We start from the raw sequence: 24,882 nt of genomic DNA, 5'->3' as shown, positions 1-24,882 counted from the left end.
CAGCTTGAGGATGTCGGCCGCGTGATCAACCGAGAGCTGTCGAGTATTACCGACAATCCGGCGGTCACCGGCACACCGGACGCGCCTTTGGTACACTCGCAGGCTCACGCGGTTGGCGCTGCCGTGGCGTTGTCCATGGACGGACTTTCGACCGCCGCGGCAATGCTCGGAGCGATTTCCGAGCGAAGGATCGACCGGTTGATCAACCCACTGGTGAGCGGTTTGCCGGCATTCCTGACGGGCGACAATGGGAAATGCACGGGCTTTCAGGTTGTTCAACTGACCGCCGCCGCCCTGGCAGGGGACAATCGGCGCCTCTCTGCACCGGCAAGCCTCGACGGCGGCGTCACAGCCGCCCTGCAGGAAGATATTTTGACCCACTCCACGCCAGCCGCTTTGAAAAGCTTGACGATCCTGGAGAACTTGGAAACAATTTTGGGAATCGAGCTTTTAGCCGCAACGCAGGCATATGATTTGCAGGGCAACGGGAAGCAACCGGCTATCGAAACATCCAAGCTGAGACAAATGATCAGGGCCGAGATCCCATTTTATGCAGATGACCGTCCCATTGGTGATGATATCGAGGCGATGAAAGATCTCATGCAGCGGGACTTGGAGCCTTTCTGAGTCGGTAGGTGCCAATATCAATAATCGGCAAAATAGCAGCCACAGCGAGAATTCGTCGCCGACGGCAGTCACCCCCATAGGCTTGCGAGAGGTAATTGCCGTTGGGCATTGACGAGAATGGCGTGCGCGGATGCTGTATCTGGATTTTTCTGCCTGCCGGGGTAACCGTGCCCGGCGCAACTGCGGCTCCGGAGATAGGCGCAGTTGCGGCTGCTCCCTCCCCAGCGCATCGGCAAAAGGAGTATGAGAAAGGAAATTTCTTCCCCATACTCCATCAGGCAAGGCGCAGATCCGCAGAAACCACCGACGCGCGCCTTCAGTTTCTGGTCAGGCCATATGCGGACAACCGGATGTGGCAGCCACTGACCCGGACGCGACATCACCGACGATCTTCTCGATCGCCTGGGATAGCAAGTCTCTGCGGGTTGATAGCGAGTAGATGTTCTCCTTACCTACCACGCCACCATTGGGATCGAAGACCAATTCCGACATGATGCGGTCTCCGACGATGCGGCCGAGCAGTGTCTTCGCATCATCCAGGGTTGGGACCGCCTCGCTGACTATCACATGAGTCTCCCTTAGCTCCTGCTTCATGGTCGCCTTGATGATGAGTTCATGGGCGCTTTCCTGGCTGAGCGTCCAGATAGCGCTGACAACGACATACATCTTGTCCCATTCGTCCTGGCCGATCATGGCTTTCCAGCTGTCCAACACGCGGGTCATCACAGCGACCTGATCCTTGGCGGCTTGCTCCTGGCAGAACGCGATGTGGTCGGTCAGCGCACGGGCATATGTGGCGAAGGTCTCCGCCGAGAGCGTTCCATTCCCGGTGATGGCCTGCATGTAAGTCAAAGATCCATCCAGAATACCGCGGCAGGCGGCAAGCATGAATCCGACGAGATGAAGGCGGTCCAGATTGTCCCGGACAAGTTGAACCTTGCCGCGATAGTCCTGCAGCGCGGATTGCCATTGCCTGTTGGCCGGATACTCGAAATAGGCGGATACGATCGAAAAGATGCCAAGCGGGATATGGCAGATTGCTTTCACCTGGTCGTAGACCGCGTCAACGTTCTGGTAGGTGTAAGAGGAATGGGCGTCCTTGACCAGCGTATAGCGCCCGCCGTCGAAGGTGGATTCCGCATAGAGGATGGGAAAAATGTTCCGCCCGATATTGTAGATATTGGGCCCATAGCAGGCCCGCATAGTCGAGTCGATGTCGAGAACATATTGCTCGGCCTGCTGGTCTCGATTGCCGGCATATTCAGCGTAGTGGTAGGGTGTGAATGGGTATCCATCTGCAGGGTTCAATGTCATGGGTTTCTCCGTTGGGAACGTGGTTGCTTACGAAACGCGAGAAATGGCGTCGCATCTCGACTCGTTCGTCCCGCCCCGGCTCAGCCCGGAGGGATAGGACGCTGCCTTGGAACGCCGACATCCGGTCGCTCCGTGCCTCGTGAACAGGGCGCGCGGACAGACCCACCCCAAAAAAACGTAATGTCTCTCCGTGCGCGCATCCGAAGGACTGCGCGTTACGGCAAATTTATCTGGCCAACAAAGCTTTTAGGGCTGTCGCGTCTTCCGAAGACCGTACTTCAGTCAGGTCATCGCGAACTCGTTCTTCCGGCTGGCCCAGCCACAGACACGCTGTTCGATAACGGCGAAGACGGCGTAAAGCGTGATCCCGAGGATCGCGAGTGCGAATAGCCCCGCAAAGGCAAGTGGCACGTCGAAGCTTGAGGTCGCCATCATCATCACGGTCCCGATGCCCCGGTTGGCGGCGACTGTTTCCGAAAGGACCGTTCCGACGAAGGCAAGCGTGATGGCAACCTTCAGAGACGCGAAGAAGTAGGGCATCGCTCGGGGCAGCCCGACATTCCACAGCACCTGGAGGCGGCTTGCCCCGAGGGCTTTCAGGACGTCCTCCATTTCTGGCTCAGTGGTGGCTAGGCCGGTCGCCACATTAACGACGATCGGGAAAATGCAGGTCGTCAGCGCGGTCAGAACGGCCGGAACCGTCCCTGACCCAAACCAGAGAACAAAGATCGGCACCACTGCCACCTTGGGGATCGATGAAAATCCGACCAGCAGCGGATAGGCAACGTTGTAGGCTGTTCGCGAAATACCGACGAAGGCACCGAGCGCCAGGCCGATGACGGTACCCAGCAGGAAACCGATCATCGTTGTGACGAGCGTCTGGACAATGTGGGGCCACAGGGCGGGCATCTGCACGAACAGCGTCGAAAAGATCGCGCTTGGTCGCGGTAGCACGATAGGACTAATCTCAAAGACAACACAGGCAATCTCCCAGATCGCAAACAGTGCGACGATGAAACCAGCCGCCTTCAGGTTTTCCTGTGATTTTCTGGAGATGCTCATGCGGTTATCTCCTTGCTCTGGCGCGCTGCAAAGATCATGCGCCGCAGATCATTCGTGAGGTCGGTGAATTCAGCTTCGAACGTCGTTTCGAGTGTGCGTGGCCGGGCGAATGTCACCTCTCGATCTTCGGTGACCCGACCCGGGCGCGCGCTCATCACCAGGATCCGGCTCGCAAGAAAGGCCGCCTCTCGCAGGTCATGGGTTACGAGGAAGACGGTGGGTTTGGTCTCGATCCAGAGATCCTGTAGCACGGACCAAAGTTCCTCACGGGTAAACTGGTCGAGTGCACCGAACGGTTCATCCAGCATCAACAGCTGAGGAGAGTGGATGAGCGCCCGACAAAGATTAGCACGCTGCAGCATGCCTCCAGACAGTTCCCAGGGTCGCCGGTCGCCAAAGCCGGTAAGGCCGACCTTGGCGAGAAGTGCGTCGGCCCGGTCGCGGAAAGTCGTGTGCTTGTCGCGCCGGAACGTATCGGCGTAAGGTTTAACGATCTTGAGTGGCAGCATGATATTCTGCCGGATCGTCAGCCAGGGCAGCATGGTCGGGTTCTGGAACGCCATGCCAATGCCAACCTTCTCGGCGCCCACCTCTCGTCCTGCCACGAACACCAGTCCTTCGGTCGGACGGAGCAGGCCGGCGACAAGCTTCAGTATCGTCGATTTGCCGCAGCCGGACGGACCGACCATCGCTACGAAGTCGCCAGGATGAACAACTAGATTGGTGCGATCCAGTGCGAGGAACGCATTGTCTCCCTTGCCGAACCGGACCTGCACGTTTTCAAGCTGTGCAATTCTTTTTGTCTGGTGTGTTGCAAGATCCGTGGCTGTCATGCTGATGTCCCTCCGTGCATAGAACGCTCGAAGGCCGCGACGGCAGCTTTGGCGATTTCGAGGTCCTGTTCGCCCGTGCCGGAGCCGACGCCGATACCGCCGACGATATGACCGTTGGCAATCAGTGGCAGGCCTCCAAGCAGGTTGGTCATCCGGCCAGACGTCGCTTCTGCAAGAAGAAGCGCTTTGTCGGCGGCAATGCCACCGGTGGGCTGCCCAGTTGTTGCAGCGGTCATCGCCTTGCGGGTGGCGCTCTCGATGGACAGGACGCGCGAGCCATCCATCCGGATGAACGACAAAAGATTGCAGCCCTCATCAACAATCGCGATGCATTGCGGGACCCCCATTGCCTGCGCAGCCTCGATAGCTGCATTGAGGACGAGCATGGCGCCACGATGCGTCAGTTTGAGTGTTGGGCGAACAATGGTCATGCAAAAACCTCCTTGAGATCGGTCACGAGCATGGCGCCCGGCGCATGGCTGATAAAAATCGGTATCTCCGCGTTTTTGAGCGCCTGCAGAGCAGTCAGACCGCAGGGCCAGAACACAGCAGACTCATCCTCGTCGGGAAGAACGACATCTCCCCAAGTGGCCTTATCGAGAGCCTCGATCCCAAGTTCGGCTGGATCACCAATGTGGAGAGGAGCTCCATGGCTGAGCGGTGTTCTTGCCGTCGTGGCAATCACGCGATCGACGTCCTCTTTGTGAAACGGACGCATCGAAACGATCAGCGGTCCGTGAAATCGTCCCGCGGAGGTGGCGGCGAGGCGCGTACGGTAAAGCCCGCCCTGACGACCAAGTTCGCGGTGGCGCATACGGATGCCAGCTTTCGCGAGCGCACCCTCTGCGCCTAGCCAACATCCAACGGCAAAAACGACGAAATCGTCCTGCCACAGATCGACGATGTCTTCTGCCGATCTTTCAAGGCCTTGCTCATGTATGAGAAAGGACGGCAAATCCGTTCTGATATCGATGTCTCGGCCGAGAGCAGGCATGGAGTACGAGCCCGTCTCGCCTCTGCCGAGAATTGGGCACGCTACGGGGTTGGCGTGACAGAATGCCAGAAAGTCTTGGGCAAAGGGGTCGGGCACGATGTAGACATTAGCCTGCACGTAACCCGGAGCGCGCCCAACGGTAAAACCAGCATAGCCAGAGCGGGCCGCCAAACGTACGTCTGATCCGGTCTCGACCGCGCTCCTCTTAGACATGACGGACATACCCTCCGTCGACCCTGATAACGGATCCTGTAATGTAGGATGCGACACCACTACACAGGAATGCGGCCGCCGCCCCAATTTCCTCTGGTTCGGCGTATCGACCCACTGGAATCTGTCCGAAGGACCGCTGGCGCACTGTCTCCACGGAGATGTTCTCCCGCTTGGCCGTGGCGTCGTCTGTCAAGGCCACGCGCTCGGTAGCGACCCGGCCCGGCATGAGAATATTGACCGTCACGCCATCTTTGGCGACTTCCGGGGCAAGCGATTTCGACCAGGCAATCAGCCCCGCCCGCAATGTATTGGATATGCCGAGCACAGGGATCGGCTGTATCGCGCCGGTACTAACAACGGTCACGACGCGTCCCCAACCTTTAGCGCGCATCGAAGAAACGAACAGATCTGTCAGCCTTATGACCGAAAGGGACATACTCCGGAAGCTTTCCTCCCAGTCACAAAGGTCGCGGCCAAGTGCGCTGCCATAAGGCGGGCCGCCGGTATTGTTGACGAGGATGTCGATATCGCCGACCTTTGCAGCAAATGCTCCGAGGGACGCCGTATCGGAAAGGTCGACCGTGATCGTATCGGCAGTGCCAATCTCTTTTGCCGCATGGGCAAGCGCCTTTTCGTCGCGAGCTGCAATCGTTAAGGCAACTCCCTCAGCGGCAAGCGCTTTGGCGATCGCAAGCCCCATCCCGCGATTGCCGCCCAGAACCAGCGCGCGTTTTCCTGCAATCTTCAGATCCATGATTTGATCTCCCTCGTCTTCCAGGCGGATGATGTTTCCTGCATCAGGAAACGGCCACGCCCCGGCTCTGCCCTGAGTTCGTTCTTCTCAATGATGATTTCGCCGCGGCTGATCACTGTCTCCGGCCAACCCTGCACCTCCAGCCCTTCGAACGGGGTGTAGTCGACATTGTGATGCAGCATGCTGTTGGTGATGGTTACGCGCCGCTCAGGGTTCCAAAGCGCAAGGTCAGCGTCGGCACCGACAGCAATTGTCCCTTTGCGTGGATGCACGCCGTAGAGCTTGGCATTGTTCGTCGATGTGAGCGCCACAAAGCGTTGCAAGTCGATCCGACCTTTGACGACGCCTTCGCTGAACAGAATGGGCAGTCTCGTCTCCAGGCCGGGAATACCGTTCGCTACGGCACGAAACGTCGGAGTAGGACCGGCCTTCAACTTTCCGTCCGAGTCGAAACGGTAGGGCGCGTGATCGGAGTTGAATATATCGATGGTGCCATCTTCGATCCCCCGCCAGAGTGCAGCCTGTGCTTGGGTATCGCGCGGTGGCGGGCTGCACATCGCCTTGGCACCCAGCATGTCGGGCATGTCGAGGTCGTCTTCTGTCAACAGAAGATATTGCGGGCAGGTCTCGGCGATCACCACGTGTCCGCGAGCGCGGGCGCGGCGGATTTCGTCCAGCGGATCGCCGCCCGAGACATGGACGATGACCAGCGGCACGCCCGCAATCTCTGCCAGTGTCATCGCGCGATGCGTCGCCTCGCGCTCCACAGGCATCGGCCTGGAATGCGCATGACCGAGCGGCTTGGTGCGGCCGTCCTGTTCAAGCCGTTCCGCCAGCCAACCAATAATCTCATGGTTTTCGGCGTGAATCAGCATCACGGCTTTTTCCCGGCGCGCGGTTTCGAAGACATCCAGGATTTGACGATCGCTCAAAACCATCGCATCGTAGGTCATGTAGACCTTGATGCTGGTATGGCCGCGGCGGATAAGCGCTGGAAGCTCCTGGCCAAGAACGGCGGGTGAGGGGTCACTGACGATCAGGTGGAACGCATAATCTATCACCGACTGGCCATCGGCCCGGCTGTGATAGTCCGCGACGGCTGCGGTCAGGGACTCGCCACGGTGTTGCACGCAAAAGGGCACGATGGTTGTCGTGCCGCCAAAGGCGGCACTGATACTTCCGGATCGGAACCCGTCTGCCATTGTCGCGCCTTTGGATGCCAGTCCTGGCGCCTGAGGCTGGTCGAGATGGCAATGGGCATCGATGCCACCGGGCATGACCAGCAGCCCGCTGGCATCGATGACGGATTGGCCGCCGGAAATATGATCCGCAATCGTTACGATGCGGCCATCCCGGATGCCGAGATCGGCTTTCGTCACGTCGGACGCCGTAACGATCGTCCCGTCGCGGATCACCAGGTCATAGCTCATGCCGGCAGCTTCCGTATGTCGGCGGAGGGCAGGAGCGAGCCGTCGAACAGGTCTTCAGCCTTGGGCACGGAGGGCAGTCCGAAACCTTCAGCAACCGCGATCATCGATTTTGACAAGCGTGAGGCGTCAATGCCACCGAGACCATTCTTCATGGTTTCCTCGGTCGTGAACTGGTTTTTTACCAGCCAGCGCAGCTTTTCTTCCTCCAATGTCGCATTGATCAGAGGTGAGTGATCCTTGAGAGCGGCGATGGCGGCCTTCGGATCAGCCGCAGCGGCCTGATATCCGCGCGCGCTGGCGGCAACGAATGCCTTCGCAGCTTCAGGATTGGTGGTGCGGAACTTCTTCGACAGGACAATTGCGTTGCCATAGAGGTCAAGGCCCGCATCGGCGTAGTAGAGGAACCTGATGTCTGCGGGCGAAATCCCAGCTTTGACCAACCCGAAATACATGGTGGAATCGAATCCCAGGATAGCGTCCGCGCTGCCACCGGCAAGCACCGCCTCACGCAGCTGGAGGCCCACCATGTTCCACTTGATAGTGGAAGGATCAATTGACGTCGTCTTGGCGTAGGTCGAAAACAGCCGATAGGCTCCATCCGGAGCCGCAGCGCCGATTGTCTTGCCAATCAGGTCGGAAGGCTTGGTAATGCCGGTTTTCGAAAGCGTCGCGACGCAGAGCGGGCTTTTGAAATAGAGCATATAGACAGCCCTGATTTCTGCAGTCGGGTTCTTTGAGTTGAATTCGGCGACGTTGTTGATGTCGACGGTGCCCCCGTCATAAACACCCGATCCTGTCCGAGAAGCAGCCTCACCGGAGCCGCCACCTGCATCAAACTGGCATTCCAGACCGGCTTCTTTGTACCAGCCATTCTTCTCAGCCAGAAGAAATGGAGAGTTTGAGCCGTCGAAAGGTGCAGAGAACGAGAATTTGACCGGCGTTGCCGCAAAGCTCCGCCCCGCCTTCAGTACAAAGGGCGCTGCGAGGCCAAGCTGGAGGATGGTTCGACGCGTGGAGTTAAAATTGTGCATGGCGTTCCCCTTTTTGATATTGCCTGTAAACGGTATTGCAAGGCGTGTGCCAGTCTGCGAACCTGAACGAAAACAATGCCGCACACACAATTGCGCACAATCCGGCGCAAGAAAGATCGTCAAAGAGAATAACAATGAAGCAGAACAAACGCTTGGTGGGCGTTATGAACGACCGCAATAGGCCGAAAGTTGATGACGCTGATGAAGCGTATGCGCACCTGTTCGCAGCCATTGTCGATCAAAGGCTTCCTCCTGGGACGAAGCTCACCGAACTCGCGTTGATGGAGGCGTTCGGAGTTGGAAGGCGGACCATCGGGACTGCTCTACAGAGGCTGACCTGGGAGAAGCTTGTCGTATTCTTTCCCAAACGCGGAGCCTTCGTCGCTGCACCAGATGCAGTCGAGGCGGTGGAGGTATTCGCCGCCCGTGTGGCGATAGAGGCTGGGACTACCGAAGCCGTTGCACGGGCCGCTGACCCGGCAGCCATCGCCAGACTGCGCGACAATATCGACCAGGAGCACAAACTGAGACAGCAGGGCTATATACGCGAGGCAATCCATCTCTCCGGTGGTTTCCATGTGCTCATGGCCGAACTATCAGGCAATCGCATTCTGGCCGATCAGGTTCGCCTGCTGGTCGCTCGCACAAGCCTCATCGTGCACCTGTTCGACAATCAGGTGGGGCTGGCGGGATGGCATGACCATCACGATGACCTCGTCCGGCATTGTGCTTCCGGCAATGTCGAGAAAGCGGTTTCGTTGATGCGCGAACACATTGCCGAAATCCAGGACGGTTTGGCACTTGATCGACGACGTCCGGTGGCGTTCGATATGTTTGGCGTCTTCGGTTCTCGAAGAAACTGACGCTATCATAAGCGCGATATGCCGAAAGGGATTTTCGCACAGTCTTTGAAGCCCCGGGTGCTGGACGACGCGTGTCATACCGTTGACAAGCCTGGCAAGGCTCAGGCCGAGTACCATGCCAATAATCGTGCGCACATGTTCAAAATATTCAGGATGAGTCGGCAGAGCTTCCATTTCTGTTCTTTTTTCGATCGAACATGCATGACGAGCTGCCGGTTTTGCCGGAGACAGCTCGGTTTAAGTTACGCAGCCATGTCTGGTTCGCCCAGCAGGCACAAGATTTACGCGGCTTCGGCTGTCGGGACGGTTCCCGATGGCCTCCATGAGCCGTCGAAGGTTAAAACAGTCGAGCCATTCCGTGGCGAGGAATTCGTAAACCTCGAAGCCGCAACCGTTCCACGCACAGAGAATCTCACCTGCTGTGCTGCCGGTTCGGCTCCTGCGTTGATTACAGGAGCTCCCGCTTCAAGAGCTGCTCAAGCCAATCGGCAAAAACCTGAAGCCTCCGAGAAAGATGCTGACGATGCGGATAGAGCAGCGTCATCGGCATGGCAGCAGCCCGATGACGGGGCATCACCTCGATGAGTTCACCGGCATCAAGGTGGAGTTTCACGTCGTAGGCCGGGATCTGGATGAGGCCGAGGCCAGCTAGGCAACAAGCGATGTAAGCCTCGGCGCTGTTGACGGTGACGCGGCCTCGCATCGCCAGCATCTGTATTGCCCCGTCCTCGATCCACTCCCAATCCTCTACACGCCCTGTCGAGGGCGAGGCGTAGTTGACGGCAAGATGCACAGCGAGATCGTCCGGGGTAGCCGGCGTGCCATATCGAGCGAGATAGCCGAGGCTGGCGACATTGATCAGCGGGAGGTCGCCGATCTTGCGTGCGATAAGGCCGGAGTCGCCAAGCGGTCCGACGCGCAGCACGCAGTCGATGCTGTCCTCAACGAGATTAACGGCCCGGTCGGTGACCCGCAGTTCGATGTCGAGTTGGGGATGACGGTCAAGGAATTCCGGCAAGGCAGGCGCAATGATCAACCGGCCGATCCGGCCCGGCACGTCGATACGGAGTTTGCCAGTGGGACCGACAGAGGTCTGCCGGAACAGCCCCTCCGTCTCATCGACATCGGTGATCAACCGCAGGCAGCGTTCATAGAAGGCGGCGCCGTCCTGTGTCGGAGAGACCTTCCGGGTGGTGCGATGAAGCAAGCGGGCGCCGACCCGCGCTTCTAGCTCGATCACAGCTGCCGAGACGGACGAGCGTGGCAACCCGAGCGTATCAGCAGCGCGGGTGAAGCTCGCGCATTCGACGACGCGGGTGAAGGTACGGAAAAGATCGATACGGTCCAAGGCGCTAACTCTGTTGATTGTCCGTCATCTCTGACAGGTGATGTTAGAATGACGGTCTTTATGACGAATCTGTAGACGATATTGTGCGTCTCAGGAAGCGGTCGCGCAGGTGACCGCAGGTAAGCCCCAAGGAGACAACACAAATGAGTGATCACAGCATCAAGGGAAAAACGGTTCTCATTGCCGGCGGCGCGAAGAACCTCGGCGGATTGATCGCGCGCGATCTCGCCGGAGCGGGCGCGAAAGCGATCGCTGTCCACTACAACACCAGCGCCACCAAGCCGGCGGCCGACGAGACGGTAGCCTCGATCAAGGCTGCCGGCGCGGAAGCCTTCGCCTTCCAGGCCGACCTCACCACAGCCGGCGCGAACGAGAAGCTGTTCGCAGACGCCAAGGCGGCGATGGGCGGTATCGATATCGCGATCAATACGGTCGGCAAGGTGCTGAAGAAGCCGATGGTCGAGATCTCGGAAGCCGAATATGACGAGATGACTGCAGTGAACTCGAAGACCGCTTTTTTCTTCATCAAGGAAGCCGGTAAGCACCTCAACGACAACGGCAAGGTCTGCAACGTCGTGACGTCGCTGCTTGGTGCCTTTACTCCATTCTACGCGGCCTATGCCGGCACCAAGGCGCCGGTGGAGCATTTTACGCGGGCGGCGTCGAAGGAGTTCGGAGAGCGTGGCATCTCTGTAACTGCGATCGGCCCCGGCCCGATGGATACGCCGTTCTTCTATCCGGCCGAGGGCGCCGATGCGGTCGCCTATCACAAGACGGCGGCGGCGCTGTCGAATTTCTCGAAGACCGGCTTGACCGACATTGAGGACATCGTGCCATTCATCCGCTTCCTCGTCTCGGACGGCTGGTGGATGACCGGCCAGACCATCCTGGTCAACGGCGGCTACACCACCAAGTAATCTGCAGGGCGTCCGGGGTCAGCCCGGGCCGCCTGGCTATCTCGTCGCTCCGGGAGCCTTGCCATGACCAACCGATTCCAGCCACTGTTCGACGCCCAGCGTGAGCATTTCCTCAGTGACGCGACCAGGAGCCATGCCTGGCGCATCGACCAGCTCGATCGCATGGAGCGCATGCTGACCGACAACAAGGATGCCTGGTGCGCCGCTCTTTATCAGGATTTCGGCAAGCCGCCGTTCGAGCAACTGTTCGAGATCACCGTGCCAAGCGGGGTGATCAAGTATTATCGCGAGAACCTGCGCGAGTTGATGGCGCCGCAGCCGCAGCCGATCCCGGCAGGGCTGGAAGCAACTGGTAACAGCGGCGTCATCTACAAGGAGCCTTATGGCGTGACATTGGTGATCGGCCCGTTCAATGCGCCGATCCTGCTGCTGCTCGATCCCGCGCTCGCGGCGCTTGCTGCCGGCAACCCGGTGATCCTCAAGCCCGCCAATACGACGCCGGCGACGGCGGCGCTGTTCGCAAGGCTGATCCCGCAATACTTCGCGCCTGAGAACGTCACTGTCGTCACCGGCGGGCGCGAGGAGATCGGCGAGTTGCTACAACTACCCTTTGACTTCATCTTCTTTACCGGCTCTTCGGCGGTCGGAAAGGTGGTGATGCGCGCAGCAGCGGAAAACCTGACGCCGGTGATCCTTGAACTCGGCGGACAGAACCCGACCATCGTCGACGCCACCGCCAATCTCGACATCGCCGCAGACCGCATCGCCTGGGGTCACAATGCGATCTCCGGGCAATGGTGCATTGCGCCCGGCTATGTCTATGTCCATGAGAGCATTGCTGACGCCTTCATCGCCAAGCTCAAGGCGTCGATCGTCAAGATGTACGGTGAGGATCCGATCCAAAGCCCGGATTTTGCCCGCATGATCAGCGAACACGATGCCGAGCGCGTCGCCTCCTACATCCAGCCCGAGAAAGTTGTTCATGGCGGGCGCTTCGATGTCAAGGCGCGCTATGTCGAACCGACCATCCTTTATCCGTCGACCTGGGACGACCCGGCGCTGCAGCAGGAGGTGTTCGGGCCGGTGCTGCCGGTCATGCCCTACAGCGATCTCAAGCAGATCGTCGCGGTCATGAAGCGCAAGCCGAAGCCGCTTGCCGCCTACATCTTCAGCAAGGACAAGTCGACCATAGATTTCGTGCTCGGATCGCTCTCCTTCGGCGGCGGCTGTATCAACCAGACGAATTTGCATTGCTGGATCGACAGCCTGCCGTTCGGCGGCGTCGGTAACAGCGGCATGGGCAAATATTACGGCAAGGCGGGCTTCGACGCGCTCAGCAACACAAAGGCCATGCTGATCGGCAATCCCGATCTCGAACTCGATGTCTTTCCGCCTTATGCCGGCAAGGACATCGCCAAAAATCTGAGTGTGTTTTCATGAAGGAAGGAAGCGTACGTACTGTTGCACCAGGCGGATATCTATCCGGTGAACGTCAACGGATGTTTCACCCGCAACGGCGAGATCCGCGCTGGAAGGTTGTATCTGCAGCCTGCGCCGGCATGATCGCGCTTCTTTTTGCTGTTGTGGGCGCGTCCGCGCAGGAACAGCCGATCACGGTTATTCTCCGGCAGGGCCAGAGCGATGCAGAGATCGGTCGTTTGCTCGGCGCTGCCACGCAGACCGGGCGACCCGTCGCTGTCGAATGGCAAGATGCAAAGGAAGCTCTAGCTTCCGAGGCTGCCGTCCCGTTTGCGACGGTCGATGAAGGACAGGAGTCCGGGCCGCTGGGCGGGGTTTCGCGCGCTTTTGTACGGGGAGCGAAGCTGGCTCTCAATGGGGTGTCAGGGATCGCAGGTGTTTTTTCAGATACGGAAAAGGCGCTCTCCGGCGAAGGCCGAGGTGGCTTTACCGTCGTGGGGATTGCTATTCTCGCCATAGCGGCAGGCGCACTCGGTGCCTTTTCGTTCCGGCGCATCTTTCCGGGCAAATTCCATCCGCGCGATGACCGGCTGGCGCTTCCCGGCCGAATGAAGGTCACCATCAGCCGTTTTGCATTGGACCTGGTGTCTGTAGGGATCCTGGTCGCAGTTGCCAATGTTGGTCTCCGCCTTTTGTTGGAAGGGGGAACATTGTCCTTTCAGATCGCGGCGGGTCTGGTGACAATCGCCATCGTGACGGCGCTGTACGCCGCGTTTGGAAGAATTTTTCTTGCACCACTTCCGGATGGGGAGCCGCTTATTGGAATTGCACGTCCGCGGTGGCATCTTGCCATGCTGATCGCCTATGGCGCCATCGGCTCGTTCGTTGGCGAAACTGTCAGGCTTGCCGATGCACGCGCCCTGGACAAGGGTGCCATCGAAGGCTGGTTTCTGATCGGGACGACCGTTCTGACCCTGCTAAAACTCTGGTGGTTTATCGCCGGGCGGGGCGATATCAAAAATGCGTTTATTGGGGCCGATGCGGGTGCTGTCCGGCGGATGGCCGGATATATCCTGCCCGATTTCTACGCGATTTCAGCGCTGACAATCTGGCTAGCGGGCTTTCTGGTTGCCGGCACTCCCAACAGCGCCGCGTGGAGCTTCGCGGCGGGAACAACGCAAATTGTACTGATCGCGGTTCCGATCATCGCACTGGGTTCATGGTCGCTTCTCGGGCACCTTGCCCGTAACCGTGAGTCCGGATTACATTCCACTCTTCTGTGGGCACTTCGCACCGCTGTCTCGGGCGCAGTCTGGCTGATCGGGTTGCATCTGATCGTCACCCTCTGGCAGCCGCTCATGTCCGGCGAAACGGCGGTTGTAACCGGCTGGTTTGTCTGGCTTGAACACCTCGGTTTCGCAGTCGTTGCAAGCTGGACGCTGTGCAGCGGTCTCTGGCGGTATTTTGATACGATCGCGCCGACATCTGCCATCGCCCTTCCGGGACAGGACGAAGACGAAGCGCACAAGCAACCGGCCAGCCGCATGTCCACGGTCATGCCCGTTATCCGTAATCTGACTTTGGGGGCGGTCCTTGCCATAGCCGCCCTTCTGGTGCTGTCGTCAACCGGCATCAACGTCGCCCCGTTGCTTGCCGGTTTCGGTGTTCTCGGCCTGGCCCTCTCCTTCGGTTCGCAGACGCTGGTCAAGGACGTGGTGTCCGGCATCTTTTTCATTGCCGACGATGCGTTTCGAATTGGCGAGTACATCGATACTGGAGGGCTCATGGGCACCGTGGAGCACATTTCGCTCCGCTCCATTCGACTGCGCCATCACAACGGTCCAATCCACACCATCCCGTTCGGCCAGATTGACTCCGTGACGAACTACAGCCGTGACTGGGGCACGATCAAATTCGAACTGCGCTTCGAGCGGGACGCGGACGCCGAGCTGATCCGCAAGACTGCCAAGAAGGTCGGGCTTGCCATGCTGGAAGATCCGGAGTTTGGATCTGAGTTCCTGGTGCCTCTCAAAATGCAGGGAATCCAGACTGTCACGGAAACATCGATGGTCGTTCGTTTCAAGTTCACGTCGCGTCCCGGCAATCCGAGTATCCTGAAGCGCGAGGGCATGAAGCGGCTGCTTTCGGCCTTCAGGGCTGCGGGTCTTTCGCTTGCTTCCAACGCCGTCACCGTTCGTTCCGGAGTTGGCACAGCGGCCGACGCTGCAGCGGCCGCGATGCCGTTACGTCCACCGGAGACAACGGCGGCAAATGCAACTGCCTGACGACGAAGATACAGTGCGCATCTGATGAAGACCAACGGATAGGGGAAACGAAATGCACATGCTGACGGTTATTGCGGGAGGTGTCGTTCAGCTCGGCGTGTTCCTGCTGTTTGGAAAACTGTGGGGTAGTGATGCCACCGGCCTCGCAACGGCGGCCAAGCTCTTCATTCCCGCCTGGCTTGTTGTATCGAGCGCCAATCTCTGGGTTGGGGTCAGTTATGCGGGCTACTCGGTGCGGGACGAGTTGCCGATCCTCCTTGCCGTGTTCACTGTGCCCGCGATTCTGGCGGTCCTGGTGATCTGGCAGATTGCACGCTCCTGAGGATGGATAGACGCATGATCAACACGTCCGGCAACAGCAATGCTCCGCACAGTCATCCGCTTCTGAGGCGCCGCGACGGCCACCATGCGAGGGTGACGTTCGAGGAGCTGTTCTTCGACCTCGTCTATGTCTTTGCGGTGACGCAGCTCAGTCACGAGCTGCTGACCAATCTGAACCCCACGGGCGTCATCGAGACTCTGATCCTCTGGTTCGCGGTCTGGCTCGGCTGGCAATATACCTGCTGGGTCACCAACTGGTTCGACCCGGAAACGCCACGCATCCGCGGCCTGATTTTCGCCGTCATGCTGGCTGGCCTCCTCATGGCCTCGGTGATTCCCGGCGCCTTCGGCGAGCGCGGGCTGATTTTTGCACTTGCCTACGTCGCGATCCAGGTCGGGCGCACGGCCTATATCGTCTGGGAGCTCGGTCCGGATCATCCGCTTGCGGCCAACTACCGGCGCATGCTGGGCTGGGTGTCGGTCGCCGCCGTCTTCTGGATCGCCGGCGCCTTCGTCTCGCATGAGGCACGTATGGCGCTCTGGGCGGTCGCCGTGCTTTGCGAATATGGTTCGCCGATGTTCGGCTTCCCCATACCGGGCCTTGGACGCTCGAAGACGAGCGACTGGACGATCGAGGGCGCACATCTCGCCGAACGCTGCCAGCTTTTCTGCATCGTGGCACTCGGCGAGACGCTGCTGGCGACCGGCGCCACCATGGCGCGCGCCGAGAGTTGGGATATGACGATCCTCTCGGCGCTGCTCGCCACCTTCCTCGGCACGCTCGCCATGTGGTGGCTTTACTTCGGCACGTCGAGCAAGGACGCAACCGACGCCATCACCCATTCCGACGATCCCGGCCGGATCGGGGCATATTTCCACTACATCCACGCCATCCTGGTCGCGGGTATCATCGCGACCGCCGTCGGCAACGATCTCGTGCTCGCTCATCCTCACGGCGGGCTCAATACGGCTTATGCGCTGATCTTGTCCTGCGGGCCGGCGATCTATCTCCTTGGCAGCGCCGTCTACAAGAAGGTGGTCTATGGCGTGCTGCCGGCCTCGCACATTGCAGGCGTCGTCGCACTTCTGGCGCTTCTTCCCGTCGCGCCGTTCGTCGATCTGCTGACCATGGGCTGGCTGACGACGATCGTGATGCTCGCAGCAGGATTCTGGGAGGGCCGGCTGATCCGCAAGCGGCGCGAGGCTGGCAAGCCGCGGGTAACGCAGTGAGGACCGGGACGGTGCCTGCGTTTTAGTGAGTTTTGCTCAAAACAGCCCACTGCAGGTCGACACAGCGTATTCGACAATGTCGTGGCATTCTGGCGCGTGTCCTGGGACCGCTGGTTCGAGAAGGATGCCGCCTTCGGCGTCTTTCGCGGAACGGCAAACATGTTCGCCACCGATCCGCTCACCGGCTCTATGCTGGGCGCTCTACAGACGATTGAAACCCGATCGAAGCCAGCGCTCGAGCGACGAAGCGGTTTATCCTTACCCGCGATTAAACTTTCTGAGCAAGCTCGTGAATTGCACTAGATCGGCATCGCTCCATCCGCGCCCGTAAAAAGCGTCTGATTTGAACCTATTCGACGCCCGCAACCTTTCCAGTCCTTCGTCCGTCGAGCTGCAGATCGTGCTCCGTTTTTCATCGGGATCGGCGGAGGAGAGCGGAGGATATGCCAGTACGACCAGCTTACGAAGCGCATAGTACAAGGCCTGTTCAGCGCGGGTGATCGAGCTTCAATCGCCGTAACCGCAATGCGTTAGCGATGACGCTCACCGATGATAGAGCCATGGCTGCGGCCGCGATGATCGGCGACAGCAGCAACCCGAACGTCGGATACAGTACACCGGCGGCGATCGGAATGCCGGCCGCATTGTAGATGAAGGCGAAGACGAGGTTCTGGCGAATATTGGCCATTGTCGCTTCCGAAAGTCGTCGCGCCTTCACGATCCCCATCAGATCGCCCTTGAGCAGGGTGATACCTGCGCTTTCGATCGCAACGTCCGTACCCGACCCCATAGCGATCCCGACATCGGCGGCGGCAAGCGCCGGGGCGTCGTTGACGCCGTCGCCTGCCATTGCCACCACGCGGCCCTCCGCTTTAAGACGATTGACCACGGCGCTCTTCTGGTCCGGCAACACGTCCGCCTCGATCTCGTCGATACCAAGCTTTCGTGCGACCGCCTCGGCCGTCGTCCTGTTGTCGCCGGTCAGCATGACGATGCGGATGCCGTCTTCATGCAGCGCCTTCAGCGCCTCGGTCGTGGTCGCCTTGGCCGGATCGGCGATCGCGAAGATACCGCCGACCTAGCCGTCAATAGCAATGTAGATCGCCGTCGCTCCGTCATGACGCAGCGCGTCTGCCGTCTCGGAAAGAGAGGACGCATCGACGCCGTTCTCCTTCAGGAAGAGCGCATTGCCGAGCACAATCCGCTTTCCCTCGACGACGCCGAGCGCACCCTTGCCCGTTGGCGAGTCGAAGCCAGTCACAGGCGGAACGAGAATTCCCTTCTTCTCTGCCGCCGCAACGATGGCGCGCGCCAGCGGATGCTCGGACGCCGTTTCGACACCGGCCGCGAGGCGCAGGATCCCAACCTCGTCGAAGCCCCTCACCGCGACCACCTCGATCACCGATGGCTTGCCTTCGGTCAGCGTGCCGGTCTTGTCAACGACAAGCGTGTCGACCTTCTCCATGCGTTCCAGCGCCTCGGCGTTCTTGATCAGCACGCCGGCGCCGGCGCCTTTGCCCACCCCGACCATGATCGACATCGGTGTGGCGAGCCCAAGGGCGCACGGGCAAGCGATGATCAGAACGGAAACGGCGGCGATCAGTCCATGGGCAAAGCGTGGATCCGGCCCCCACAGGCCCCAGGCGACAAAGGCCAGACCCGCCACGCCGATCACCAGAGGCACGAACCACCCGGAAACCTGGTCGGCCATGCGTTGTATAGGTGCGCGAGAACGCTGCGCGTCGGCGACCATCTGCACGATGCGCGACAGCATGGTATCCCGGCCGACCTTCTCGGCGCGGATCACCAGCGCTCCGGTCTGGTTGAGGGTGCCGCCAATGACGTGATCGCCGGATTCCCGAGTGACGGGCATGGATTCGCCCGTGACCATCGCTTCATCTATCGAGGATCGACCGTCTTCCACGACGCCGTCTACCGGGACGATCTCGCCCGGACGAACGCGCAACCGGTCACCGAGCACGACAGCCTCAACCGGAACATCCTCTTCGGCCCCGTCCTTTCCTATGCGACGCGCCACCTTTGGAGCCAGATTAAGCAGGGCTTTGATCGCTCCAGAGGTCTGCTCGCGCGCGCGTAGTTCCAGAACCTGGCCGAGAAGCACCAGTACGGTGATCACGGCGGCCGCCTCGAAATAGACATCGACGGCTCCGTCCATCCCCTGAAACGCGGCGGGAAAGATGCCCGGAGCCAGCGCCGCCACCATGCTGTAGACCCAGGCGACACCAGTGCCCATGGCGATCAGGGTGAACATATTGAGGCTGTGGTTTACCAGCGAGGCCCAGGCACGCTCGAAGAACGGCCAGCCGCACCACAGCACAACAGGGGTTGCCAGTACCAGCTGTATCCAGATCGATGTCCGCGTTGGCACCAGTTCATGCAGTGCCGAAAAAAGATGGCTTCCCATTTCCAGCACGAACACCGGCAAAGCCAGGACCAGCCCGATCCAGAAGCGGCGCATCATGTCGACCAGTTCACGACTCGGGCCGCTGTCCGCCGTGACCACGAGCGGCTCCAGCGCCATGCCGCAGATCGGGCAGCTTCCCGGTTTGTCACTCCGGATCTCGGGATGCATCGGGCACGTCCAGATCGTGCCTTCTGCGACCTCCGGTGGAGCAGCCGTCGCGTTCTTGGCCAAATAAGGCGCCGGGTCGCCTTCGAACTTGGCCATACATCCTGCAGAGCAGAAATAATACGTGCGACCGTCCTCGATGAGGCTGTGCTTCGCAGTATTCGGATCGATCGACATGCCGCAGACGGGGTCAGTCACACGCTCACCATGCTGCGGGTCGTGGCCGTCATGCGCCCGATGAACGTGTCCGGAATGGCCATGATGGCTGGATTTTGCATCGTCGTTCATTCTGCAATCCCTCGATGATCATATGTCATCATTCAGGTAGGGCCTCCAGCGGGGGTAAGGTCAAGTGCCTTCAAGGACAGCAAGGCATTCTTCGGCGATCCGGCTTGCAGGCGTGCTTATGTTCAAAGCGTTGCTGTCGTTGGCGGCTGGGTCCAGCTCGATCATCGTTCAGCAGTTGCCGTAACGGTCCGCTTCACAAGAGCGGCCAAGCCGTTCGAAGCCTGGCTTGGGGCTATGATAGAGACCGGAATGCCGAAGAGTCCCCGGCCGCCGCCATGGCGCTGTCATCCGTCAGTGTCATCGGCAATGCACTCAGATTGAGAGGTATGAAGATATAACCGGTCAATCAGGTCACTTTATTCCATTTTGACACCGCTTGCCTTCATGAACGATGTGATGTCAGCCCGCAGTCCGATCACCGGGTGAGTACTCGCGGGCGTCGGGATACCCTGGATTATTCCGACCATACCCATTCCTTGATCACCGGCAGATCGTCAAAATGCTCCCGGATATAACGCTCATGTTCCGAAAGCATGTCCGTGCAGAAGGTAACCAGGCCAGCATTGCTGACCAGCAGGCCGGGAACATAACGCAGCACATCCAGGCACAGATGAAGACGACTGATCCTGTTAAGCACAACCATGTCGAAGGGCGTCGTCGTCGTGCCCTCCTCGAGATAGCCGCGGACGTGGAAACGATCATGCGCTTCGCGCCCATGCAACAGGTCATGGATCACGCCCGGATATCCGTGAAACGTGAATATCACCGGAGCGGTCGTGGTAAAGATCGCGGTGAAATCGGTATCGCTCATGCCGTGCGGATGGCGGTCAGCCGGGCATAGCCGCATCAGGTCGACGACGTTCACGACGCGGACTTTCAGATCGGGAGCATGCTGGCGCAGCAACCACGCTGCGGCAATGGTCTCTTGCGTTGGTATGTCGCCAGCGCAGGCCAGAACGACATCCGGTTCACCTGGTTCGTTGCTGTACATATCCCATATTCCGGCGCCCTTGGCGCAATGGGCTTTGGCCTCTTCCATCGTCAGCCACTGCAACTGGGGCTGTTTGTCGATGACAATCAGATTGAGGTAATTCCGGCTTTGGAAGCAATGGTCTGCAACGGAGAGAAGGCAGTTCGCGTCCGGCGGAAGGTAGACACGCGCGACGGCCGGCTTGCGGTGGATGATCGTGTCGATGAAGCCCGGCCCCTGGTGACTGAAACCATTGTGATCGTTCCTCCAGCATGTCGACGTGAGCAGATAGTTGAGCGATGGAATATCGGCCCGCCAGGGAACATGTCTGGCATGTTCCATCCACTTGCCATGCTGCATCGACATGGAATCGACGATCATGGCGAACGCCTCGTAGGTGGCAAAAAGACCGTGGCGTCCGGTCAGCGTATAGCCTTCCAGCCACCCGTGGCAGCAATGCTCGCTCAGAACCTCCATGACCCGGCCTTCATGCGAGATATGGTCGTCACCGGGCAGAATATGGCTGACCAGGCAGCGATCGGAAACTTCAAAAATCGCGCCGAGACGGTTGGAGTTGGTTTCGTCGGGGCAGAACAGCCGGAAGTTGTCGGGATTGCGTGTGTAGATGTCGCGGAGATATTCTCCGAGCACAGCGGTCGAGCCCATCCGCTCTCGCGCCCGCTGCTCAAGCGTCACGGCATATGTATTGAAGTCGGGCAGGTTCAACGGCACGATCAGCTTGCCGCCGTTGGCATGCGGGTTCGACCCCATACGCCGGTCGCCGGCCGGGGCCAGCGCGGCATATTCCGGCTGGAAGGCCCCGTGCTCATCAAACAGCTCTTCAGGCTTGTAACTGCGCATCCAGTCTTCCAGGATCTGGAGATGTCCGGGCCTGGTCAGCACTTCTGACACGGGCACCTGGTGCGCGCGGAATGTCCCTTCGACCGGCAAACCATCGACAATTTTTGGCCCGGTCCAACCTTTCGGCGTGCGCAGCACGATCATCGGCCACAGCGGCCTCTTGCTCATGCCATTCTCGCGCGCATCCGACTGAATAGCACGGATCTTGATAATCGCGCTTTCCAGGACGGCCGCGAATTGCTGATGAACGATCTCGGGCACATCGCCTTCGACAAAGTGAGGTTCGTAACCTTGCCCTTCGAAAAACTTCGCGAGATCCGCATCGCTATGTCGCGCAAGCACCGTCGGACCGGCAATCTTGTAACCGTTGAGGTGAAGGATCGGCAGCACCGCCCCGTCGCGGGCGGGATTGATGAAATCGATGCTTTTCCAGCTTCCAGCCAGTGGTCCTGTCTCTGCTTCTCCGTCGCCGACAACCGCCGTGACGATCAGGTCGGGATTGTCCATGACGGCGCCGAAGGCGTGCACCAGCACGTAGCCAAGTTCGCCACCCTCATGGATCGAGCCGGGTGTTGGCACGCTCACATGGCTCGGAATGCCGCCGGGGGTGGAGAATTGACGGAAGAGCCTGAGAAGGCCGGCCTCGTCCTGTGTCACCTCGGGGTAGAATTCGGTATAACTGCCTTCGAGGTAGACATTGGCTACTAGGGCCGGGCCGCCATGGCCGGGACCGGCCATATAGATCGTATCGAGGTCGTATTTCCTGATCAGCCGGTTCATGTGAGCGTAGATGAGGTTCAGGCCGGGCGATGTGCCCCAGTGCCCGAGCAGACGTGGCTTGATGTGTTCGACTGTTAGCTTGTCGCGCAACAGCGGATTTGCCGAGAGATAGATCTGCCCGACATTCAGATAGTTCGCAGCGCGCCACCAGGCATCGATCTTACGCAGTTCCTCACCAGTGAGAGGATTTGATGCTCTTGCGATCTCGTTCATGGTCGCTCCTTTGCGGCGTTAGAAATCAAAAAAGTGTGGTTCTCGCCAGGCTTGTGCAGGAATTTAGGCTGTCGTTTAGTCCGGCGCCTTGATTTCGATCATTTCTGTCTCTTGCATGGTCGCGGTGCGTAAACCATGGCTGATCTGGTACAATCAGGCGCTGCGGGCCGCGTGAAGCAGCGAGAATGTATCGTCGGCAATCACCTGCTCCTCATCCGTGGGGATCACAAGCGCCGACACCCGGCTGGAAGGCGCACTGATAATCTGGTTGCCGGCAACATTGGCAGCGGGATCGATCGTCAGGCCGAGCCAGCCCAGATGCGCAGCTATCGCTGCACGAAGCTCCGGCTGATGCTCGCCGATCCCGGCGGTGAAGACGAACGCGTCCAGACCGCCGAGCGTATTGGCGATGCGTGCCGTCTCGCCAGCAATGCGAAACGCGAACAGATCAAGCGCCTCCCTTGCTTCCGGCTGGTCACTGACCAGAAGCTCGCGGCTATCGCCGCTGATGTCCGATACGCCGAGCAGACCGCTTCGGTGGTACAGCAGGTCTTCGAGATCCTTCGACGTTCGGTCCCGTTCTGCGAGCAGGTGCAGCACAACGCCCGGGTCCAGCGCGCCGCAGCGCGTTGCCATCGGAATGCCGTCGAGCGTCGAAAACCCCATGCTAATATCGCGGCTTAGCCCCTTGTCCAGGCCGCAGAGACTGCAACCGCTCCCCAGGTGGGCCACAATAATTTTTTTGCCAGCGATGTCCGGAGCAAGCCGTTTCAGTTCGCGGGCTATGAAAGAATAGGACAGTCCATGAAACCCATAGCGCTTGATGCCTTGATCATGGAGCGTGCGGGGGAGGGCGAAACGTCTGACGATATTGCTGTTCGTAGCATGGAAGGACGTATCGAAGGACGCCGTCTGGACGAGATTGGGCCGAAGGTGCTCAACTGCACGGATAAGGCGGAGGCTTTGGGGCTGATGGAGCGGTGCCAGTGGAATGAGTTTCTCGATCGCGGTCGTCACGGTTTCATCGATCAGCACCGGCCCGTCAAAGACATCCCCTCCATGGACGACACGATGTCCGATGGCCGCTACAACAGACAAATCGAAATGGTTGGAGAGCCACCCGAAGATCTCATCCATCACCTCACGCAGGTCTTCGGTGGGATGTGCATCAAGAGTAACATCGAATACGCCAAGCCCTTCCGTGAGATGAAACGTCAGAGGATGCTGGTGGAAATCGATGACGCCTTTGCCTATACGGGCTGGACCTGACGGTTCAAGGCTGAACACACCGAACTTCACCGTTGAGGAACCGGCGTTGAAAGTCAAAAGAGTCTGTTCGCTCATCGATTGAATTCACCTTCACATATCGTTGAGGATCGATGATCCTTGCCCGTTCGTCGGGTGTCGGATGGGTTCACATCGGACTATTTCAGCGATGCCCGGAAACGTTGCAACGCGAGTGTAAAAAGGGCGGCGCCAATTGCAAAAAGTGCGACGAATTGCGGCCAGACGACATCGAGTCCGACCCCCCGAAACAGGATCGCCTGGGCCAGAATAACGAAATGGGTGTTGGGCGCTGCCAGCATCAATATCTGGATGATATCCGGCATGCTTTCGCGCGGCGTCAATCCGCCGGACAAAACCTGGAGCGGCAAAAGCACCATCATCAGCAACAGGCCGAACTGGGCCATGGAACCGGCAATCGTTGCCAGGAATATACCAAGGCATGTCGTTGCAAACAGGTGCAATGCTGCGCCTGCGATAAACAGGGCAAGAGAGCCGTTGATGGAGACACCCAGTACGCCCTGAACGACGACGACCAAAGAGAATATCGATGCAACCAGAACGATCAGTCCCATAGACCAGATTTTGCCGAGCATGATCTCGGTCGGCGTGATCGGCATGACGAGCAGGTGTTCGATCGTGCCGTGTTCCCGCTCCCGGATAAGAGCCGCTCCCGTTAAAATGATCGACAGCATCGTGATCGAGGAAATGACGTTGGTGATCGCGCCGAACCATCCCTTGTTCAGTTCGGGATTGAACCGGGCGCGTAGCGCGAGGTCGACTGGCACGCTGGCATTTCCGCGATACCGGTTGAGGTACTCGCCGACCTCGCTTGAAACGATCGACTGTATGTAGCCGCCACCGCTGAATGCTTGCGACATACGGGTCGCGTCGACATTCAACTGGATGGTTGGCGATTTGCCGCCGAGAAGGTCGCGCTGGAAGTTCGGAGGAATATCGAGCGCGAATGTATCGAGGCCCGAGTCCATCCTCGTGTCCATTTCGGATTGATCGATGATTTTTGGCGGGCTGAAATAGGGGGGATAAAATGCCGTCAGGATGCGCGAGGATACCGGAGACTGATCCTCGTCGACAATGGCAATGGCGGCGCGGTTCAATGTGTCGGGCATTGCCGTCGCAGCCGTATAGATCGCGAGCGTAAAGGCGTAGGCGATCAGAACAAGAAGCATGGGATCGCGCCAGAGCCCGCGCAGCTCCTTGATCCCGAGATTGGTCACATTGGCAAGACGCATGG

At 59.3% G+C, this 24,882-nt stretch carries 20 protein-coding genes and 1 pseudogene; 8 read left to right on the top strand and 13 right to left on the bottom strand.

Annotated elements, in window-relative coordinates; translation table 11 throughout:
• Positions 1-627 (top strand): aromatic amino acid lyase (locus T18_RS27890; RefSeq protein ID WP_323455255.1); only part of this gene is annotated, 627 nt, incomplete at its 5' end.
• A 327-nt stretch (positions 628-954) separates the two neighbouring features.
• Here the strand turns inward: T18_RS27890 and T18_RS23165 are convergent.
• The 8 genes from T18_RS23165 to T18_RS23130 all read right to left on the bottom strand — a co-directional run bounded on the left by T18_RS23165 (position 955) and on the right by T18_RS23130 (position 8,258).
• Positions 955-1,941 (bottom strand): hypothetical protein, encoded by a 987-nt coding sequence (locus T18_RS23165; protein WP_038497109.1) that lies wholly within the window; start codon positions 1,939-1,941, stop codon positions 955-957.
• A 282-nt stretch (positions 1,942-2,223) separates the two neighbouring features.
• Positions 2,224-3,003: an ABC transporter permease gene (locus T18_RS23160; RefSeq protein ID WP_038497106.1), complete on the bottom strand. Its 780-nt coding sequence runs from the start codon at positions 3,001-3,003 to the stop codon at positions 2,224-2,226.
• A complete protein-coding gene (locus T18_RS23155; protein ID WP_080863780.1) occupies positions 3,000-3,836 on the bottom strand; it encodes an ABC transporter ATP-binding protein in 837 nt (278 codons plus the stop codon). The genes T18_RS23160 and T18_RS23155 overlap by 4 nt, the downstream gene beginning before the upstream one ends.
• Positions 3,833-4,267 (bottom strand): GlcG/HbpS family heme-binding protein, encoded by a 435-nt coding sequence (locus tag T18_RS23150; RefSeq protein ID WP_038497103.1) that lies wholly within the window; start codon positions 4,265-4,267, stop codon positions 3,833-3,835. The genes T18_RS23155 and T18_RS23150 overlap by 4 nt, the downstream gene beginning before the upstream one ends.
• A complete protein-coding gene (locus T18_RS23145) occupies positions 4,264-5,052 on the bottom strand; it encodes a D-glutamate cyclase family protein (protein WP_210187542.1) in 789 nt (262 codons plus the stop codon). Before T18_RS23145 ends, T18_RS23150 begins: the two co-directional genes overlap by 4 nt.
• A complete protein-coding gene (locus tag T18_RS23140) occupies positions 5,036-5,797 on the bottom strand; it encodes an SDR family oxidoreductase (protein WP_038497097.1) in 762 nt (253 codons plus the stop codon). The genes T18_RS23145 and T18_RS23140 overlap by 17 nt, the downstream gene beginning before the upstream one ends.
• Positions 5,788-7,227: a dihydropyrimidinase gene (gene hydA / locus T18_RS23135; RefSeq protein WP_046205669.1), complete on the bottom strand. Its 1,440-nt coding sequence runs from the start codon at positions 7,225-7,227 to the stop codon at positions 5,788-5,790. The genes T18_RS23140 and hydA overlap by 10 nt, the downstream gene beginning before the upstream one ends.
• Positions 7,224-8,258 (bottom strand): ABC transporter substrate-binding protein, encoded by a 1,035-nt coding sequence (locus tag T18_RS23130; RefSeq protein ID WP_051489770.1) that lies wholly within the window; start codon positions 8,256-8,258, stop codon positions 7,224-7,226. The genes hydA and T18_RS23130 overlap by 4 nt, the downstream gene beginning before the upstream one ends.
• Positions 8,259-8,392: 134 nt before the next feature.
• Between T18_RS23130 and T18_RS23125 the strand changes: the two genes are divergently transcribed.
• Entirely contained in the window at positions 8,393-9,121 is a 729-nt protein-coding gene (locus T18_RS23125) for a GntR family transcriptional regulator (protein WP_051489768.1), read from the top strand.
• A gap of 448 nt (positions 9,122-9,569) precedes the next feature.
• On the opposite strand, the gene T18_RS23120 is transcribed toward T18_RS23125, so the two are convergent.
• Positions 9,570-10,469, bottom strand: coding sequence for a LysR family transcriptional regulator (locus T18_RS23120; protein WP_038497094.1), 900 nt, complete (start codon positions 10,467-10,469; stop codon positions 9,570-9,572).
• 143 nt (positions 10,470-10,612) lie between these two features.
• Between T18_RS23120 and T18_RS23115 the strand changes: the two genes are divergently transcribed.
• The 6 genes from T18_RS23115 to T18_RS26810 all read left to right on the top strand — a co-directional run bounded on the left by T18_RS23115 (position 10,613) and on the right by T18_RS26810 (position 16,944).
• On the top strand, positions 10,613-11,386 hold the full coding sequence (locus T18_RS23115; protein WP_038497091.1) for an SDR family oxidoreductase: 774 nt from the start codon (positions 10,613-10,615) through the stop codon (positions 11,384-11,386).
• Positions 11,387-11,449: 63 nt separating this feature from the next.
• Positions 11,450-12,826: an aldehyde dehydrogenase family protein gene (locus T18_RS23110; protein ID WP_038497088.1), complete on the top strand. Its 1,377-nt coding sequence runs from the start codon at positions 11,450-11,452 to the stop codon at positions 12,824-12,826.
• Between the two features lie 119 nt (positions 12,827-12,945).
• Positions 12,946-15,090 carry a mechanosensitive ion channel family protein gene (locus T18_RS23105; RefSeq protein ID WP_051489767.1) on the top strand — a complete coding sequence of 715 codons (2,145 nt, stop codon included), beginning with the start codon at positions 12,946-12,948 and terminating at the stop codon, positions 15,088-15,090.
• Positions 15,091-15,142: 52 nt separating this feature from the next.
• Entirely contained in the window at positions 15,143-15,412 is a 270-nt protein-coding gene (locus tag T18_RS23100; RefSeq protein WP_038497085.1) for a hypothetical protein, read from the top strand.
• A 14-nt stretch (positions 15,413-15,426) separates the two neighbouring features.
• Positions 15,427-16,641: a low temperature requirement protein A gene (locus T18_RS23095; protein ID WP_038497082.1), complete on the top strand. Its 1,215-nt coding sequence runs from the start codon at positions 15,427-15,429 to the stop codon at positions 16,639-16,641.
• A gap of 81 nt (positions 16,642-16,722) precedes the next feature.
• A complete protein-coding gene (locus tag T18_RS26810) occupies positions 16,723-16,944 on the top strand; it encodes a hypothetical protein (RefSeq protein ID WP_139322524.1) in 222 nt (73 codons plus the stop codon).
• Positions 16,945-17,128: 184 nt separating this feature from the next.
• On the opposite strand, the pseudogene T18_RS23090 reads toward T18_RS26810, so the two are convergent.
• From T18_RS23090 to T18_RS23075, 4 genes and pseudogenes are all read right to left on the bottom strand, one after another.
• Positions 17,129-19,519 (bottom strand): annotated as a pseudogene (locus T18_RS23090) (heavy metal translocating P-type ATPase).
• A 454-nt stretch (positions 19,520-19,973) separates the two neighbouring features.
• Positions 19,974-22,343, bottom strand: coding sequence for a phosphoketolase (locus T18_RS23085; RefSeq protein ID WP_038497079.1), 2,370 nt, complete (start codon positions 22,341-22,343; stop codon positions 19,974-19,976).
• Between the two features lie 153 nt (positions 22,344-22,496).
• Positions 22,497-23,687 carry an acetate/propionate family kinase gene (locus T18_RS23080; protein WP_038497075.1) on the bottom strand — a complete coding sequence of 397 codons (1,191 nt, stop codon included), beginning with the start codon at positions 23,685-23,687 and terminating at the stop codon, positions 22,497-22,499.
• Between the two features lie 80 nt (positions 23,688-23,767).
• Positions 23,768-24,880, bottom strand: coding sequence for an ABC transporter permease (locus T18_RS23075; RefSeq protein WP_038497072.1), 1,113 nt, complete (start codon positions 24,878-24,880; stop codon positions 23,768-23,770).
• Between the last annotated feature and the right edge of the window lie 2 nt (positions 24,881-24,882).

It is taken from the genome of Rhizobium sp. TBD182 (genome assembly GCF_001950375.1).
Classification (GTDB): domain Bacteria; phylum Pseudomonadota; class Alphaproteobacteria; order Rhizobiales; family Rhizobiaceae; genus Agrobacterium; species Agrobacterium tumefaciens.
This window is presented reverse-complemented; position numbering and strand designations above follow the sequence as displayed.

Coding starts and splice junctions, on each gene's coding strand:
- T18_RS23165 (WP_038497109.1), bottom strand. CDS start 1,941: ATGACATTGAACCCTGCAGATGGATACCCATTCACACCCTACCACTAC.
- T18_RS23160 (WP_038497106.1), bottom strand. CDS start 3,003: ATGAGCATCTCCAGAAAATCACAGGAAAACCTGAAGGCGGCTGGTTTC.
- T18_RS23155 (WP_080863780.1), bottom strand. CDS start 3,836: ATGACAGCCACGGATCTTGCAACACACCAGACAAAAAGAATTGCACAG.
- T18_RS23150 (WP_038497103.1), bottom strand. CDS start 4,267: ATGACCATTGTTCGCCCAACACTCAAACTGACGCATCGTGGCGCCATG.
- T18_RS23145 (WP_210187542.1), bottom strand. CDS start 5,052: ATGTCCGTCATGTCTAAGAGGAGCGCGGTCGAGACCGGATCAGACGTA.
- T18_RS23140 (WP_038497097.1), bottom strand. CDS start 5,797: ATGGATCTGAAGATTGCAGGAAAACGCGCGCTGGTTCTGGGCGGCAAT.
- hydA (WP_046205669.1), bottom strand. CDS start 7,227: ATGAGCTATGACCTGGTGATCCGCGACGGGACGATCGTTACGGCGTCC.
- T18_RS23130 (WP_051489770.1), bottom strand. CDS start 8,258: ATGCACAATTTTAACTCCACGCGTCGAACCATCCTCCAGCTTGGCCTC.
- T18_RS23125 (WP_051489768.1), top strand. CDS start 8,393: ATGAAGCAGAACAAACGCTTGGTGGGCGTTATGAACGACCGCAATAGG.
- T18_RS23115 (WP_038497091.1), top strand. CDS start 10,613: ATGAGTGATCACAGCATCAAGGGAAAAACGGTTCTCATTGCCGGCGGC.
- T18_RS23110 (WP_038497088.1), top strand. CDS start 11,450: ATGACCAACCGATTCCAGCCACTGTTCGACGCCCAGCGTGAGCATTTC.
- T18_RS23105 (WP_051489767.1), top strand. CDS start 12,946: ATGATCGCGCTTCTTTTTGCTGTTGTGGGCGCGTCCGCGCAGGAACAG.
- T18_RS23100 (WP_038497085.1), top strand. CDS start 15,143: ATGCACATGCTGACGGTTATTGCGGGAGGTGTCGTTCAGCTCGGCGTG.
- T18_RS23095 (WP_038497082.1), top strand. CDS start 15,427: ATGATCAACACGTCCGGCAACAGCAATGCTCCGCACAGTCATCCGCTT.
- T18_RS23085 (WP_038497079.1), bottom strand. CDS start 22,343: ATGAACGAGATCGCAAGAGCATCAAATCCTCTCACTGGTGAGGAACTG.
- T18_RS23080 (WP_038497075.1), bottom strand. CDS start 23,687: ATGAGCGAACAGACTCTTTTGACTTTCAACGCCGGTTCCTCAACGGTG.
- T18_RS23075 (WP_038497072.1), bottom strand. CDS start 24,880: ATGCGTCTTGCCAATGTGACCAATCTCGGGATCAAGGAGCTGCGCGGG.